This is a genomic window from Corallococcus sp. AB045 (assembly GCF_003668895.1).
GTDB classification, from domain to species: Bacteria; Myxococcota; Myxococcia; order Myxococcales; family Myxococcaceae; genus Corallococcus; species Corallococcus coralloides.
The window spans coordinates 1-16,657 of sequence record NZ_RAWN01000200.1; the positions used below are offsets into that span (position 1 = coordinate 1).

General features: G+C 70.3%; 10 protein-coding genes. 4 read left to right on the top strand and 6 right to left on the bottom strand.

The features are described from left to right. The 3 genes from D7Y21_RS33350 to D7Y21_RS33360 all read right to left on the bottom strand — a co-directional run. Positions 1–1,278 (bottom strand): caspase family protein (locus D7Y21_RS33350; RefSeq protein WP_147469446.1); only part of this gene is annotated, 1,278 nt, incomplete at its 3' end. After that, the gene (locus tag D7Y21_RS33355) at positions 1,265–2,062 is read right to left on the bottom strand and encodes a hypothetical protein (RefSeq protein WP_121717827.1); all 798 of its coding nucleotides are present in this window, start codon (positions 2,060–2,062) and stop codon (positions 1,265–1,267) included. The genes D7Y21_RS33350 and D7Y21_RS33355, both read right to left, overlap by 14 nt. 3 nt (positions 2,063–2,065) lie before the next feature. Then, entirely contained in the window at positions 2,066–2,737 is a 672-nt protein-coding gene (locus D7Y21_RS33360) for an RNA polymerase sigma factor (protein ID WP_120563817.1), read from the bottom strand. A 241-nt stretch (positions 2,738–2,978) separates the two neighbouring features. Between D7Y21_RS33360 and D7Y21_RS33365 the strand changes: the two genes are divergently transcribed. After that, entirely contained in the window at positions 2,979–3,752 is a 774-nt protein-coding gene (locus D7Y21_RS33365) for a hypothetical protein (protein ID WP_121717828.1), read from the top strand. A gap of 18 nt (positions 3,753–3,770) precedes the next feature. Here D7Y21_RS33365 and uvrA read toward each other — a convergent pair whose 3' ends face one another. The 3 genes from uvrA to D7Y21_RS33380 form a co-directional block, all read right to left on the bottom strand. Then, positions 3,771–6,314: an excinuclease ABC subunit UvrA gene (gene uvrA, locus D7Y21_RS33370; protein WP_121717833.1), complete on the bottom strand. Its 2,544-nt coding sequence runs from the start codon at positions 6,312–6,314 to the stop codon at positions 3,771–3,773. Positions 6,315–6,433: 119 nt separating this feature from the next. After that, the gene (locus tag D7Y21_RS33375; RefSeq protein ID WP_121717829.1) at positions 6,434–7,555 is read right to left on the bottom strand and encodes a serine hydrolase; all 1,122 of its coding nucleotides are present in this window, start codon (positions 7,553–7,555) and stop codon (positions 6,434–6,436) included. Positions 7,556–7,623: 68 nt separating this feature from the next. Beyond that, positions 7,624–8,055 carry a YciI family protein gene (locus tag D7Y21_RS33380; protein ID WP_121717830.1) on the bottom strand — a complete coding sequence of 144 codons (432 nt, stop codon included), beginning with the start codon at positions 8,053–8,055 and terminating at the stop codon, positions 7,624–7,626. Between the two features lie 179 nt (positions 8,056–8,234). Here D7Y21_RS33380 and D7Y21_RS33385 point away from each other — a divergent pair, with 179 nt between their 5' ends. The 3 genes from D7Y21_RS33385 to D7Y21_RS33395 form a co-directional block, all read left to right on the top strand. After that, entirely contained in the window at positions 8,235–8,786 is a 552-nt protein-coding gene (locus D7Y21_RS33385) for a hypothetical protein (RefSeq protein WP_121717831.1), read from the top strand. 90 nt (positions 8,787–8,876) lie between these two features. Beyond that, a complete protein-coding gene (locus D7Y21_RS33390) occupies positions 8,877–10,346 on the top strand; it encodes an SDR family oxidoreductase (protein WP_121717832.1) in 1,470 nt (489 codons plus the stop codon). 26 nt (positions 10,347–10,372) lie between these two features. Continuing rightward, positions 10,373–16,657, top strand: a 6,285-nt coding sequence (locus tag D7Y21_RS33395) for a type I polyketide synthase (protein ID WP_233612378.1), incomplete at its 3' end; no start/stop codon positions are given.

A 16,657-nucleotide genomic window follows, 5' to 3' on the forward strand; every position in this document is an offset into this window, starting at 1 on the left:
CTCCCAACCCAGCCCCACGCCCGCCTGCGCTGACGCAGGAAGCACCTGCTCGCGGCTCTGTCCATCCAGGAAGCCGAGCACGCCACCGCCCAGCGTCACCGTGCGCTTGGGCCCGTCCGCCATGGGGCGCAGGAACGCCTCCAGTTCGCGCCGCTCGCCGGAGCGCAGCGCCACGGTGTCCTCCCACAACACCTGGCCGCCCTTGCGCAGCTCCAGCTTCCGCCGGCCCTCTGGCACCACCACGCCTCCGGGCAGCTCGCCCGCGTCGTGGCCGTCCACCTTGAGCGTGAAGCCCTCCAGCCTCGCGCTGTAGGAGAAGACCTCTGGCTGCCCCGGTCGCTGCAATGAGCCGGAGAGCAGCACCGGATCCGCGCCCACTTCCAATATCTGCGCGCTGGGGCGCTGGCGGCCTTCCGTATAGGCCCAGGTGTTGCGTCGGGCCCAGTCGTGGGCCTCGGTGGCGCTCACCGCGCCGTCGCGGTTGCGGTCGCCGCTTCCGTCGAGCGCCTGGATGAGGAAGTGCGTGTAGATGTCATTGGCCAGCGCGTCGTCCTCGCGCGCGGCCTCGCCCCAGTCGCTGGCGGACAGAACCAGCGAGGCGCGGCTCGCGGCCTCCAGGGGCTGCGGCAGGAAGGACGCCTTGGTGTGCGCGAGCTCGTCGCGGACCTCCGGCGGCAGCAGCGACTTGCCCGTGCCGCTGTGACAGGTGGCCAGCACCAGCACGCGCCGCCGCGACCCCAGCCGCTCCAGCGACTGTTCCAGCGTGGCCATGTCCAGCCCCGTGCCGGCCACGTCCCGGTAGCGGGTATCGGACGTCACCAGATAGCGCTGAAGCTCGCCCCTCACGTCGCGCGCCAGCGAGCCATGCCCGGACACGTACACGACCACCGTGTCCTGGGGCCGCCAGGGACGCGCCTCCAGAGCCTGAAGCGCGGCGAGCACCGACGTGCGCGTCGTCTGCTCGGGCCGCGTGAGCACCGTCACGGAGCGGAAGCCCCCGCGCACCGGATCCGCCAGCACGCGGCCCAGGTCGTCCGCGTCCTTCGCCGCGTAGCGCAGCCCGTTCCATGCGGGGTCCGTGTACGCGGAGATGCCGATGAGCAGCGCGTGCCGTTCACCCTCCTGCGCCGAGGCCAGCACGCCATCATCCAGGCGCACCCGCACCGCGCGGCCCTTCTCCCGCGGCTCCACGGAGCGGCACGCGCCGAGCACCACCAGCGCCAGCATCACGGGGATGAACAGCAGGCGGGACACGCGCGGCTCCTCAGGGAGCAGCATGCCCCGACTCCACCTTCAAGCGAAGGCGGGCCTGGGCCGCGTCTGGAGGAACCTGTCCGCTGACGCGCACCGCCTCCAGCGCCGCGTTCCCCTGTTCACCGTGCGGCCAGGCGACCAGCACCAGCGTCACGGGTCCGCGCTCGTCCTCCAGGGACACGCCGGCCAGGTCCTCGCCGTCGCGCAGGTCGTGCGTGCCCGGCGTCAACACATGACGGCCCAGCACCTGCGGCGGCACACCAGGGGCTTCGCGCACCAGCAGTGCGTCCGCGGACTCACTGGCGTGGTAGCGCAGCAGCACCACGGCTTCGGGCGGAAGCACCGCGTCCCCGGCGACCGCACGCACCTCGCCAGCCGGCAATCGCGCCACCGCCGTGAGCTCCAACGCCAGGGGCGCGGTGCCCTTGATGCGCTGCGAGGGCGGCTCCACGCTGCCCGGCCCTCCGGTCCCCGGACGCACCACGAGCGCCAGGAGGACCGCGGCGGCCACTGCTCCCAATCCTCCGGTCAGCCATGCCCTCTGGGGCGCTCGCAGCTTCCGGCGCACCCGCGCCCAACCGACCGCGTCCTCCCGGACGGGACGGTCCGAGGCCGCGACGAGCGCTTCGTCCGCCAGCGCATCCACCCCCCGAAGTTCGCCGGGCTCCGCGTCGTCTCGCGCGAGGAACGCCTCGCACGTCTCACAGGGATGCGAGAGGTGTTCGGCGAAGTAGCGCACCGCTTCGGGCTCGCGCCGTTCGAGCTGCTTCGCGGACTCCACATCCAGATGTCTGTCGCTCGCGCCCATGGTTCAGCCCACCTCCGCGGCCAGGAGCCGCGCCAGCAGCTCGCGCTTCACGCGGGCCCGGAAGCGCTCCAACCGCATCGTCACCGCGCTCTTTCCCAGCCCCAGCCGGTCGGCGATCTCCCGCGCGCTCAGCTCGCCCTCCAGATAGAAGAGGCGGGCAGTCTCCTTCTCCGGGCCCTCGGGCAGCCCTTCGATGAGCGCGCGCACCACGGCCACGCGGCGCTCCAGCGTCAATGACGGAGGCAGCGCGGGCGCGACGGTGTCCAGTTCGCGCGCCAGGTCCTCCTCCACGCGGGCCCGGGCCTTCGCGCCCCGGCTGAGCGCGTAGGCGTGATGCCGCGCGATGGTCAGCAGCCAGCCGCTGAACGCGCGCGGATGCTGGAGCCGGGGCAGCTCGCGGAAGGCGCGCACGAACGTCTCCTGCACCGCGTCCTCCACCTCCGCCGCGCCCAGGACGCCCGAACCCTGGGCCACGCGTCGCACGGCCCCGTGGAAGCGCTGGTAGAGCTGACCGCACGCGGACTGTTCCCCTCGCGCCGCCCGACGGATGCAGTCCGCCAGCTCCTGCTCCGTCACGACGCCCTCTCCATCCCCACGCGCTTCGCGCACGCGCGCGACGGCCGCGTGCCGGGGCAAGCCCGCCGAGGCGATGCCGGTCCAGGTGAGAGGATGCAAGCCATGACCCCTGTTCAGTACTCCGTCCCCAGGGATGGAGTCACGGGGGGCTTTTCCGGCCACGCCCGCCCGGCCGATTCCCCGGGCCTCCCTCCGGAAATCCGCGCGGAAAATCCCGCCCGTGGCCGTTTTTCGCGGCCGGACTCCTTTCCTTCAGCGGAAGGGATGACGGGCGGGCATCGCACGGCCGGTGCGAGTCCACGGGCCCGGCATCCCCCACCGGAACCAGGAGACACACGTCATGCGTCGTTTCATCGGTCTGTTCGCGTCCCTCATGTGGCTGTCCGCGTGCGGTAACAGCACGTCGTCGGTGGGGTTGAGCACGCGGATGGGGAGCGCGGTCACGGGTTCGGCCCTGACGCGCACGTCCAGCCAGCGGCTGGAGCTCTCCAATGGAATCACCGTGGATCGGGTGCGGCTGTCGGTGCGCGAGCTGGAGCTCAAGCGTGAAGGCCACCATGACGACAGCTCCGACGACGACTCCGACGCAGGGACCGACGCGGGGACCGACGACAAGAGCGAGCACAAGCAGCGCACGGGGTCGTTCCTCATCGACCTGTCCGGCACGGCACTGGAAGGCCAGCTGGTGCGCCTGCAGGACATCTCCGTGGATGTCGGCACCTACGACGAGATCGAATTCGACATCGGCAAGGTCGATCCCGCGAACGCCACAGGCGGCTTGAAGGAACTGGCGGATCAGGGCGCGTCGCTCATCATTGACGGCCACATCGACGGCGAGCCCTTCCAGTTCGTCTCCAGCCTCCGCGTGGAGCAGGAGCGCAAGGTGAGCTTCGAGATCGCCGAGGGTGACGACCAGAACGTGACCTTCAACATCGACCCGAGCGGCTGGTTCACCGACAAGGACGGCAAGCGGCTCGACCCGCGCGAGTCCAGCGCCCGGTCGGAGCTGGAGAACAACCTCCAGAAGTCCATCGACGCGTTCGACGACCACGACCGCAACGGAGGCGAGGACGACGACGACGACGGCAGCCACCATGACGGCAAGGACGACTGAGCGCGCCGTCCCCCTACGTCATCTGAGCACCCGCGCCAGATAAGGCGCGGTGCGGCTCTCCTTCACCTTCGCCACCTGCTCCGGCGTGCCCTGCGCCACCACGCGGCCTCCGGCGTTGCCCGCGCCGGGCCCCACGTCGATGACGTGGTCGCTGGCGGCGATGACACGCAGGTCGTGCTCCACGACGATGACCGTGTTGCCCGCGTCCACCAGTCCTTCCAGCTGCGTCATCAGCTTGTCCACGTCCGCCGGGTGCAGGCCCGTGGTGGGTTCGTCCAGCACGTAGAGCGTGTCGCCGTGCTGGGTGCGCTGGAGCTCCGTGGCCAGCTTGATGCGCTGGGCCTCGCCTCCGGACAGCTCCGTCGCGGGCTGGCCCAGGCGCAGGTAGCCCAGGCCCACGTCTCGCAGCACCTTGAGGGCTCGCTGGAGCGGCGGCTCTTCGGTGAAGAAGTCGAAGGCGCCGTCCACCGTCAGCCCCAGTACGTCGGCGATGTTCTTCTCGCGGTAGCGCACCTCCAGCGTCTTCGCGTTGTAGCGGGTGCCGTGGCACGTGGGACACGGCGCGTACACGCTGGGTAGGAAGAGCAGCTCCACGCTCACGAAGCCTTCGCCCTCGCACGTGTCGCAGCGGCCTCCCGCCGTGTTGAAGGAGAAGCGCCCCGCGCCGTACTTGCGCGACTTCGACAGCGGCGTCGCCGCGAACAGCTTGCGCACGTGGTCGAAGAGGCCCGTGTACGTCGCCAGGTTGGAGCGCGGCGTGCGGCCGATGGGCTTCTGGTCCACCGTCACCAGCCGGCGGATGGCCTCCATCCCCTCCTTGATGTGGCCCTCGCTCGCCAGCACCGGCTCGCGGTCCAGCGGCTCGCCCTCCTCTTCTTCCGGCGCCAGCGTCTGGCCCAGCCGTCCCGCCACCAGCTCCACCAGCGCCTGACTCACCAGACTGGACTTGCCGGAGCCGGACACGCCCGTCACCGTGGTGAAGACGCCCAGCGGGAAGTCCATGGCCAGCCCGCGCAGGTTGTTGCGCTTCACGCCCTCCAGGCGCAGCCGCCCGGTGGGCTTCCGGGGCTCGCGGCGGCGCAGGGCCTCCTCCTCGAAGAGGTAGCGCCGCGTGCGGGATGCCTCCACCTTCGCGAGCCCTTCCGGCACGCCGCTGTAGAGCACCCGCCCGCCGTGCTCACCGGCGGCGGGGCCCACGTCGACGATCCAATCCGCGTGGCGGATGACGTCCACCTCATGCTCCACCACGAACAGCGAGTTGCCCGCCTCCTTCAGCCGATCCAACGCCGTGAGCAGCGACTCCGTGTCCGCGGGGTGCAGGCCGGCGGACGGTTCGTCCATCACGTACACCACGCCGAAGAGGTTGGAGCGCACCTGCGTGGCCAGCCGCAGCCGCTGCAACTCACCCGGCGACAGCGTGGGCGTACTGCGCTCCAGCGACAGGTAGCCCAGGCCCAGGTCCGTCAGCACCTGGATGCGCGCGAGCAGGTCCTTGGTGATGCGCTGGGCGACGATGAGCTTCTCCGGGTGCTCGCGGGCCATGACGTCCGCGTCCTTCCCCTTCCCTTCCGCCGTGGGTTTGATCAGCTCCGCGACCTGCTCCAGCGGCAGGCGGGACAGCTCGCCGATGTCGCGGCCCGCGAACGTCACGGACAGGGACTCGCGCTTCAGGCGCTTGCCCTCGCACAGCGAGCAGTCGCTGGCGACCATGTACCGGGCGACGCGCTTCTTCATCATCGCGCTCTGGGTGGTCGCGAAGGTGGTCATCACGTAGCGCTTCGCGCCCGTGAAGGTGCCCATGTAGCTGGGCGTCTCCTTGCGGGCCATGGCCCGCTTCACCTCCGCGGACGTGAAGCCCGCGTAGACGGGGACGGTGGGCTGCTCGTCGGTGAAGAGGATCCACTGGCGGTCCTTCTTCGGCAGGTCGCGCCAGGGCTTGTCGATGTCGTACCCAAGCGTCACCAGGATGTCGCGCAGGTTCTGGCCGTGCCACGCGGGGGGCCACGCGGCGACGGCGCGCTCGCGGATGCTCAGGGAGTCATCCGGCACCATGGAGCGCTCGGTGACTTCGAACACGCGGCCGATGCCGTGGCACTTGGGGCACGCGCCCGCGGGCGTGTTCGGAGAGAACGCGTCCGAGTCCAGCCGCTCCAGCTTCGGCGGGTAGTTGCCCGCGCGCGAGTACAGCATGCGCACGGAGTTCGACAGCGTCGTCACGCTGCCCACCGACGAGCGAGACGTCGGCGCGCCCCGGTGCTGCTGGAGCGCCACCGCCGGTGGCAGTCCGTCGATGGAGTCCACCTCCGGTACGCCCACCTGATCAATCAGGCGCCGTGCATACGGGGCCACGGATTCGAAGTAGCGCCGCTGCGCCTCCGCGTAGAGCGTCCCGAACGCCAGCGACGACTTGCCGGAGCCCGACACGCCGGTGAAGACCACCAGCGCGTCGCGAGGGATGTCCACGTCCACGTGCTTCAGGTTGTGTTCGCGGGCGCCCCGGACCCGGACGAAGCCGGAGGGGTCGGGGGTCTTGCGGGAACGCGGTGCTTTCGGAGGTGCCATGCCAGGGCGGACGTTGCCCACCCGTCAGCGCGCGGTCATCCACGAAGCGCACCGCCCCGTCGGAATCCAGATGCGTCCCGGGCCTCCACCGTCTGGCGGAGGACACGAGGCCTGACGGCTCAGCCGCCTCCCCGAGCCCCCGGCCGCTCCAGCCCGAGCGCCGCCGGCAGCACGTACTGTCCGAACAGGACCAGGGGGAGCGCCGAGCCCGCATCATTATAGTGGCTGCCGGTGAAGGCCGCGGTGACGCCCAGCGAAGGCGCGACGAAGACGTACTGCCCCCCGTTGCCCCGCGCGAAGGACACCTCCACCGGTGTGCCCTGGATGACGAAGCGGGCGCTCCACCACAGGAGCCCGTAGTTCGCATCGCCCAGCGGCCCCAGCGCCTTGCCGGACTCTGTCACCCACGCCTCGGAGACCCGGCGCTCGCCCTGCCACGAGCCGCCGTCGAGCATCAGCTGCCCCACCTTGAGGAAGTCGCGCGGACGCAGGCGCAGGTGGCCGCCGGTGTCCGTGCCCTTCTTGCCCGCGGGCTGCCAGGTGACGTCCTGGACCTGCATCGGCGTGAACAGCCACTCGCGCAACAGGTCCGTGATGGAGCGTCCGCTGACGTGCTCCAGCACTGCGCCCAGCAGCACCACGCCGCCCGTGCAGTAGCGCGTCACGGCGCCGGGCTCGTCGCGCATGGGCACGTCCACGATGAAGCGGGCCCATTCGTCCGTGTCGTACATCCGCTCTTCGTTGCCGGGGGACTCGGGGTCCCAGTCGTCGCACGACAGCCCGGAGCGCATCTGGAGCAGGTGGCGCAACGTGATGCGCTCCTTGCGCGGATCCGCGTTCTTCACCGGCGCCAGGTGCGGCAGGAGCGGGAGCACGGGCGCGTCCAGGTCCGGCAGCAGGCCGCGCTCGTGCGCCATGCCCACCAGCAGCGACGTGACGCTCTTCGTGGCGGACCTCAGGTCGTGCGCCTTCTCTCGCGTGAAGTCGTTCCAGTAGCGCTCGTAGACGAGCTGGCCCCCGCGCGCGACGAGCACCGCGTCCGGCGCCTCCACCGTGCCTTCGGACACGTCGTGCTCCAGCGCGTCGAACCACGAGCGCTGCACGCCCGTGTCCTCGAAGGAGGCCACGGCCCAGCCGTCATCGAGCCGGTCCGGCGGCGAGCCCGGCCCCGTGGGCACCCGCTTGCCTCCGCACGCCATGAGACACACCACGCACAGCAGCAGCACCATCCGCTGGAACATCGCTGCACCTGCCTTCGCTCCGGCCCTGGAAGCGCGGCAGCCTATGTCACGCGGAGGCGCCATCGTGACTAGCGGAGGTTCTTCGCGGCCTGCTCGCGGATGCGCGCTTCCTGTTCCCGCAGCTCGGGGGTGAACTCGGCGCCGAAGTCGTCGTCCTCGAAGACCTGCCGCAGCTCCAGCTCCACGTTGCCGCCCGCGTCCATGGACGGCCAGCGCTTGAGCCACGCCAGGGCCTCCTCTCGCGACTTGACCTGGATGAGGGTGAAGCCGGCGATGAGCTCCTTCGTCTCCGCGAAGGGACCGTCGAGGATGGCCGGCTTGCCGTTCGTGAACTTCACGCGGGCGCCCTTGCTGCTGGGATGCAGGCCCTCGCCCTGGAGCATCATGCCCGCCTTCACCATCTCCTCGTTGTAGGCGCCCATGGCGGCCAGCAGCTTCTCGTCCGGGAGCACGCCGGCTTCGGTGTCCTTGTCCGCCCTGCGGATGATCATGAAGCGCATGGTCGTGTCTCCTGCCGCGCGCCGTCGGGCCGCGGGGGGTGTGCTTCTCCTGCCTTCAGGGACGCAACGAATGGGCCTGGGGAAAATCGACACGGCCTTTTTATTTTCCCGCCGAGTCTCCCAAACCCTCGCAATCACGAGGCTTCCCATGTCCCGGCCGCGAATGTGACAGTGCCCCCATGCACGCGGGCGGGACATCCACCGGGACGAAGCCCTTTCCGGCCAGCGGCCTCCTGCACCCGGCGGTGCTCGTGGCCGTGGTGCTGCTCGTGCTGAACGACCACGTGTTCAAGGCGCGCTGGCCGTCATGGTGGACGGGGAAGCTCTCCGACGTCGCCGGGCTCGCGATGTTCCCGGTGCTCCTCCAGGCGCTGTGGGAGCAGGCGTTCCAGCGCCGCGCGCGGGAATTCCGTCCGTCGTTCCGGGTGCTCGTGGGAGCGGTCGTGCTGACGGGGCTGTGCTTCGGCGCGACGAAGCTTTCCTCGGACGCGGGGGATGCGTGGCGCTGGGCGCTGGGCGCGCTGCAGTGGCCCTTCTACGCGCTGCGTGCGGTGCTCGGGGGCGCGCGCATTCCCTCGGTCCGTCCCACGGTGCACACGGTGGACATCACGGATCTGCTCACGCTGCCGTCGCTGATCATTCCCCTGTGGCTGGGATGGCGGCGTGCTCGCACGGCTCGCGAACAAGGCGCGCGTATTCCCGCGCACGAGGAGTCTTCCCTCCCTCCTTGATTGCTGCGAGCTGTGCACGTCGCTTCGCGGCACGTGTCAGACCCCCAATTACAGTCGGCCCCGTCACGCATTGAAACGACAGGGGCCATCATGTCCGCGCGTTCTCCTCAATCCCATACATCCACGCCTTCGAACATCCTGGAGCAGGTGCGGCAGTGCGCCGCGTCCGTCACGCGGTATCCGCTGGACATCCTGACGGAGCATGCGCAGCTCGAGGACGAGCTGGGCATCGACTCCGTGAAGCTCGCGGAGATCGCCGCGGTCATCGCTCGTGAGTTCCAGCTGCCGCCGGACCGGCTGCCCCGAAACGGGAAGGCACGCACGCTCGGCGCCATCGCTGGGGCGGTGACGGAGGCGCTGGGCACGGAGCCCGGACCGTCGCTCCACGTCACGCCTGTTCCCGCTGTCGTCGAAGTGAAAGCGAGCATCGGTGAAGCGAAGGCGAGCACCGGTGCTCCGGCCACGCTGGACCTCCTGCCGCGCGTGCGCGCCGTGTTCGCGCGTGTGACGCGCTATCCGGAGGAACTGCTCACGCCGCACGCGGACCTGGAGGACGAGCTGGGCATCGACTCCGTGAAGCAGGCGGAGGTGATGGCCGTGCTCATGAAGGAACTGGGGCTGGGCGACGCGCCGAAGCCGTCGCAGCGCCTGCGCACGATGGCCGCCATCACCGACGCGGCCCGTGCGCTGCTGCCAGCCGCGCCGCCCGTCGTGGAAGCCAGGCCTCGCGCTCCCGTCCACGCGGCGCCCTTGCCTGTTCCGTCGCGCACGGAGCTGCCGTTCGAGGGGAAGGTCGCGCTCGTCACGGGCTCGGGGAAAGGCATCGGCCGGGTCATCGCGACGCGGCTGGCTCACGCGGGCGCGACGGTGGTCGTCAACTCGTTCCACTCCCGTGAGGACGGGGAGAAGACGGCGCGGGACATCGTCGACGCGGGTGGCAGGGCGGTCCACCTATGGGGCTCCGTCGCGCAGGAGGAGCACCTGGAGCGGATGTTCGCGGCGATCCGCGAGCAACTGGGCGGGCTCGACCTGCTCGTGTGCAACGCGTCCAACGGGCTCATTGGTCCGTTCGACCGCATCGCGCCCCGGGATTGGGACAAGGCGTTCCGCACCTGCATCACCGGCACCTACGAGTGCGCGATGCGCGCCCGCCCGCTGATGGCCGCGCGTGGGGGCGGGAGCATCGTCACCATGTCCACGTCCATGTCTCAGCGGTACATGCACGACCTGGGTTGCCAGGGCGTGGTGAAGGCGGGCGTGGAGTCCCTCACGCGCTACCTGGCCGCGGAGCTGGCGCCGGAGGGAATCCGCACCAACTGCGTGTCCGCCGGGCCCGTGCACGGGGACCTGCTGGGGATGTTCCCGGACGCGCCGGAGCGCGTCGCACGCTGGGAGTCCGCGACGCCCGGTGGACGGCTGTGCACCGCGGACGACGTCGCGGATGTGACCGAGCTGCTGCTGGGGCCGAAGACCCAGCGTGTGAATGGCGCCATCTGGGTGGTGGACGCCGGCCTCTCCGGAACCGTGGACGGCCTGCTGCCGGCCGCGCGCGCGTCCTGACCCCTCACCTTCCAGGAGCCATCACCATGGACTTCTTCGCTGTCCCGTACGACATCCACTTCGACGACACGATGGCCTACGGGAGCCATCACTTCCTCACCAACTTCAAGTTCCAGTGCGCCGGCCGGGAGCACCTGCTCTTCAGCCCGCACGCCTTCGAGGAGCCCGAATTCCGGCGCGACTTCGACCAGGTGCTCCTGCTCACCTACGAGGGCTATTCGCGCAACCTCGCCCCGGCGGCGCTGGGGGACCGGCTGATCATCCTGACGTCGCTGGAGGAGCGCGGAGAGGTGTCCCTGCGCTTCTGCTTCCGCACGTTGAAGAGTGACGGAACGCCGGTGGCCTGCGGCTACCAGACCGTGCTCTGCGCGGACCGGCAAGGGACGCTGCGCGCGTTCCCGCAGTCCTTCCAGCGCAGCTTCGAATCGCTGGCGGCACTGCATGAGCCGGCGGGCACGAAGAGCTTCCGCGACCTCGCGTTGCAGGGCGGTGGAGGCGTCCAGGCCTTGTTCCCGGAGGCCGTGCGCGAGCTGGCGCGGACGCTGCTGGCGGACACCGCTCCGCGCGGCGTTTCGCGGATGGTCCGCATTCCCGAGCCGGTGCCCGGCCTTCAGCTGCCGACCAACGCCACCGCGTTCCTGTTCGCGGGACAGGGCACTTTCGAGCCTGCCCTCTTCCTCCAGTTGAAGGCGCTCCAGCCGGAGCTACGTGACGAACTGCTGGCGGTGTCGGAGGCCTGCCGTTCGCAGGGCATCGACGTGGGGCCGTTGCTCGCGGCGGAGGACGTCGCCCAGGTGGGCCGGGTATTGGACGCGGCGCCGCTGTTGGATCAGCTCGGCATCTTCCTGTCCGGGGTGCTGGGGGCGCGGTGGATGGAGCGTCAGGGCACCCGGCCGGACGTGTTCGTGGGGCACAGCTTCGGGGAGATCGCGGCGATGACCGCGGCCGGAGCCATGGATCTGCGCACGGGCGCGGCGGTGGTGTGCCGTCGCATCCGGGCACTCCAGACGGTGCCGGACGACCTGGGCACGCTCGCGGCGGTCGCCCTGTCGGACTCGGAAACCGTCCGGGCCGTGGCGGAGAGTGGGGCCAGGACGCTGGAGGTCGCGGGCCGCAATCACTCGCGGCAGACCGTGGTCGCGGGGCCTCGTGAGGAACTGGAGCGGTTGCGCGAGTTCCTGGAGCGGCAGGGCAAGGGCTTCACGTTCATCGCCAGCCGCTACCCGTTCCACCACCCGAGCCTGGCGCCCGCGGTCACCGCGTTCCGCACGAGCCTCGCGGACCTGACGGTGCATCCTGCACGCGGGCCCATCTATTCGCCCATCGAGCGGCGGGTGTACGGACGTGGTGGGTCCGAGCTGGCGGGGGCGCTCGCGTCCCACCTGGTGCGTCCCTTCGACTTTCCGGGCGCGGTGGAGACGTTGGTGGGCGCGGGCTGCGCTCGGTTCGTGGACTGCGGCACGGGGGGACGGCTGACGCGCATCGTCCAGCGGATCCTTCCCAAGGACACGTCCGTGACGCTGACGTCCGTGGACCGTTCGCTGCCCGAGAGTGCGCCGGTCGCTCGGGATGCAGCGCCCGTGGCTCCGGCCATCGCTGTGGTGTCATTGGGCTGCATGCTTCCGGGTGGCGCGAAGGATCCGGAGACGTACTGGCGGAACATCCAGCGGGGCATCAGCGGCATCGTCGACACTGGGGTGAGCCATCCGGATCAGGTCGTGGACTTCGTGGGTCCGGCGGTGACTCCGGACCGCACGTACACGCTGCTCACCGGGCGGGTCCTGGACAGCGACCTCGTTTCGCCTCCGGGAATCACGCCGGACCGCTTCCAGCGCTATGGCCGTGAGCAGCGGTTGCTGGCCATCGCGCTCAGTCAGGCGATGGAAACCTTGCGGTCCACCGCGCCGCGTGCGCCTGGACGCATCCAGTGCCTGCTCGGATCCACCGCGGACGGCTCGCCCGAGTACGACGACGCGCTGTGCGTGGAAGCGGGAGAGTCCCTGCTGCGTGCTCGGGGCGAGATGGCGCGAGAGTTCTCCGCGTTGATGCGTGAGGCGCTGGGTGTCACCGCGACGTCCTCCGAACTGGCACCGCACCCCACCCTCCAGTCGGTGGTGACGGACGTGGTGGGCCCGAGCGTGTCCACGGTACTGCTGGACGCGGCGTGTGCCTCTTCGCTCTACGCCATCGCGCTGGGGATGAAGGCGCTGGAGCGCGGCGAGGCCGACCTGGTGCTCGCGGGCGGGGTGTTCTCTCCGGGTCCGGGCAACAGCTGTCTGTTCTCCCAGTTCAAGGGACTGTCCGCGACAGGGAGCCGGCCGTTCGACGAGCGAGCGGATGGCGTCATCTTCGGCGAGGGCGCGGGAGTGGTCGGCCTGATGCGCCTGGAGGATGCCGTCTCCGCGGGGATGAAGGTCCACGCGGTCATCCGTGGCGCGGGGCTCTCCAGCGACGGGCGCAGCAGCTCCGCCAACGTCCCGCGAGCGGACGGACAGGTGGCCGCGATGGAGGCGTGCTACGCGACAGCGGGCGTTGAACCGGCGTCCATCCAGTACATCGAAGCGCACGGAACGGCCACGCCGGCCGGAGACACCACCGAGTTGCAGTCGATTGGCCGCGTCTTCGGAGGCAAGCGGAAGGGCCTCCAGCTCGCGAGCGTGAAGGCGTTGATCGGCCATGTGGGGTGGGCCGCGGGTGCGGCTTCGGTCATCAAGCTGTGCAAGGCGCTGGAGCACCGGAGCTTCCCGCCGCAGTCCCACTTCGATCGTCCAGGCACGGGCCTGCGAGCGCTCGGGCCGGACTTCGAGGTGAGCACACGGGAGCAGCCGTGGCCGGAAAACGGGGACCATCCGCGCCGTGCGGCCACGAACGGCTTCGGCTTCGGCGGCACGAATGCGCACCTGGTGTTGGAGGAGTACCGGGGAGGTCCGCTCGCGCCGCGCGCCAGGGCCGTGCCTTCCATGGGCGAAGAGCTGGTGGTGGTGGCCGCGGAGGGGATGTTCCCGGAGGTGCGTTTCGACGCCAAGGCGATGCGTCTGCCCGCGTCCGTGCGGCTGTTGCCGGACATCACCGAGGACATGGACCTCACGCAGCACCTGGGCCTCATCGTCGCGAGCGACGTCGTGAAGAAGCTCGGGGCGTTCGATTCGCTGCGCACGGGGACGGCCATCGTCCTGGGGTTGGAGGGCAAGACGCGCCGGGGCGTGGAGGCCACGCAGCGAGTGCTTGCGGACTCCACGCGGCGCAGGCTGCGCGAGAACATCCAGCGGGCTCCGGACTCCGCGCGGCTGCTGCCGCTGGTGGACCGGCTCCATGCGGCAGTGGGCGCGCTGCGACCGTCCGGGCCGTACACGCTCCAGGGGATGATGCCCAACGTCACGCCGGGACGGGTGGCGGGGGCGCTCGACACCAAGGGACCGAACTTCGTGGTGGATGCGGGGGCCGGCACGCTGGCCGCATCGCTGCGGGCATCGAGCGCCCTGATAAACAGCGGCTTCGAGCTGGTGCTCGTGGGCAGCGCCCATGTGAAGAGGCCCGGGGAAGGCCCCGCTGTGTCCGCGCCCGAAGAGGGCATGACGATGTTGGCGGTGACCACGGCAGCGAAGGCGGAAGCGCACGGCCTGAAGCCACTGTGCCATCTGAGGATGTCCGAAGAGGCTGGCTCCGGCGCAGGGCCGGGCGTCACGTTGCCGCCCCACTCCGCTCGGGAAGCACAGGAGGTGCTGAACGCGGTGCGGGCCGCCGCTGAGGGGCAGGCCATCACGCTGCGCTTCCATCCGGATGCCGCGACCGGCACACGGCTGGTCCTCCAGCTTCAGCTTGGCCTCAGCGCCCGGCCTGGAGCACCGAAGGAACAAGCAGTGGCGGCAAGGTCTCCGTCCGCGGAGCGCCGCGAACTGGAGAGATCCGCCAGGTCCTCGGGCATGCCTTCCGTCTCCAGTGCTGAGAATCGAGACCTCAGCAGGACCGCCCCGTCGGCGGCGGACCGCACGAACCTGTCCGACAGTCGGACAAGTTTGGACAACCCGGTCGGCCGGGAGGGGCTCCCCCTTCAGCCGGACCGCACGAACCTGTCCGACAGTCGGACAAGTTTGGACAACCCGGTTGGACCGGCCCGCGCTGACGCACGCGAACTGACGCGCACCTCCGGTCTCCCTGCATCACCTGCGATGGATTGGACGCAGCCGCGCCGCCCAAGCACCGGAAACCTGTCGGACAGTCGGACAGGTTTGGACCACACCGGGCCGGAGGGGCTGCTGCTCCAGCCGAGCCACGGAAACTTGTCGGACAGTCGGACAGGTTTGGACCACGCCGCGCCGGAGGGGCTGCCGCTCCAGCCGAGCCACGGAAACTTGTCGGACAGTCGGACAGGTTTGGACCACACCGGGCCGGAGGGGCTGCCGCTCCAGCCGAGCCACGGAAACTTGTCCGACAGTCGGACAGGTTTGGACCGGGCTGGGCCCGAGGGGCTGCTGCTCCAGCCGGGCCACGGAAACTTGTCCGACAGTCGGACAGGTTTGGAGAACCCGGTCGGCCGGGAGGGGCTCCCCCTTCAGCCGGGCCACGGGAACTTGTCCGACAGTCGGACAGGTTTGGGCCGCTCCGGTCCGGAGGCGGGCACCTTGGATGTCCGTGGGCCTAGCGCTCCATTTGCACCAGGAGCCATCGCAACGGTCACCGCATCCGCCACCTCCATCCCGGAGGCATCCGACGGCTTCGACCACTCGGCGCCCATCCGCTACCACGCGCCGGTGCTCGTCGAGCGCCCGGCACTGACGACCGGAGTGTCGCAACTGCGCGGTCGGCGGGTGCTGTTCATCGCTCAAGACGAAGCCGTGGCCCGTGAGCTTTCGGCCCAGGCCCACGACATCTGCGGCCCTGAGTTCCGCATCCTCCACTCGGGCGCATCCGATGCGGGAGCGCGGATCCATGGCATCGACCTGACACGGGAGGAGACCGCGGAGGCGGGCCTGGATGCGCTTGGCTTCGAGCCTCAGGTCATCGTCGCGGTGTGCCGCATGTCATCCAAGGAGAGCGAGTCCTCCGTCGTCGCGGACACGGCCCTGCGCCACGAGGCGCTGGAGTTGCTCTTCCTGTCCGCCCGCCGCGCCTATGAAGGACTGTCCGCCGGCACCGTGACGATGGCGAGCCTGTGCATCGGCGGCGTCGGTGCTCGCCGGACGCTGCACCCTGTCACCGGCCTCTTCGCCGGCCTGCTCAAGTCCCTGGGCCGCGAGGTTCCAGCGCGTGGCATCCGTGCCATCGCCACGGGTCCGCTCCCGCTCCGCATGGCGCTCAACCACGTCGCGTCCGAGCTGGGCACCGGTGACGACACCGCGCCCGTGGAGGTCTGCTTCGATGGCTCCGTCCGTTGCGTCCGGCTGCTCCAGCCGACGGACGTTCCGGCGCGTCCCGGCGTCACGCTCGACTCCCACTCGGTGGTCCTGCTCACGGGTGGTGGACGCGGCGTGACGGCCGTCCTCGCCGGAGCGCTGCTCAAGCGGTACGGCTGCAAGGTCGTCCTCCTGGGCCGCAGCGACCCTTCCGATGCTCCCGAGCGCGTGCTCCAGGCACGCGACGAGGAACTGGGCGCCGTGGAGCGCGAGTTCTATGCCTCCGAGCTCGCCCGTGACAGGTCGGTGCGCATGCCCGCGCTGCGTGCACGCTTCGAACGCCACCTGGCCGTACGTGAGCTGCGGGCCACGCTCGATGGACTCATGCGGCTTCCCGGCCAGATGACCTACCGCGCCGCGGACGTCACCCGCCCCGAGGACGTGGACCGCGTGGTGGAGGAGCTGATCCGCGAACACGGGCGGCTCGACCTGGTGGTCCATGGCGCGGGCACGCAGGTCTCCAAGAAGCTCCACCGCCGCCGGCTCACGGAGCTCCGGAGCACGCTGGACACCAAGCTGGTGGGACTCCGCAACCTGCGCGAGGCCTGCGCTCGCCGCCTCCCGGCTCCCGTGCCCTTCCATGTCCTGACCTCCGCGTTCAGCTACATCGGCAACGATGGACAGGCGGACTACGGCGCGGCGAACGAGGCGCTGGACCGGCTCTGCGCCTGGGTCAGAGACGCGCGCCAGGACGTGCAGTGGTGCAGCGTGGGCTGGCTCGCCTGGGACGGCATCGGCATGACGCGCGGTTCGGAGTACCGCGTGCTCGGAGCCAGCCGCCGGCTGCGCGGCATCCGCGCCGACGAGGGCGAGGCGCTCTTCCTCCAGTTGGTGGACGGACAGCCCGTCCAACCCATCAACGTCCAGCTCACCGAGAGCGAGCGCGCCTTCTACGGCCTGGAGGTGATTGCCCCGCCC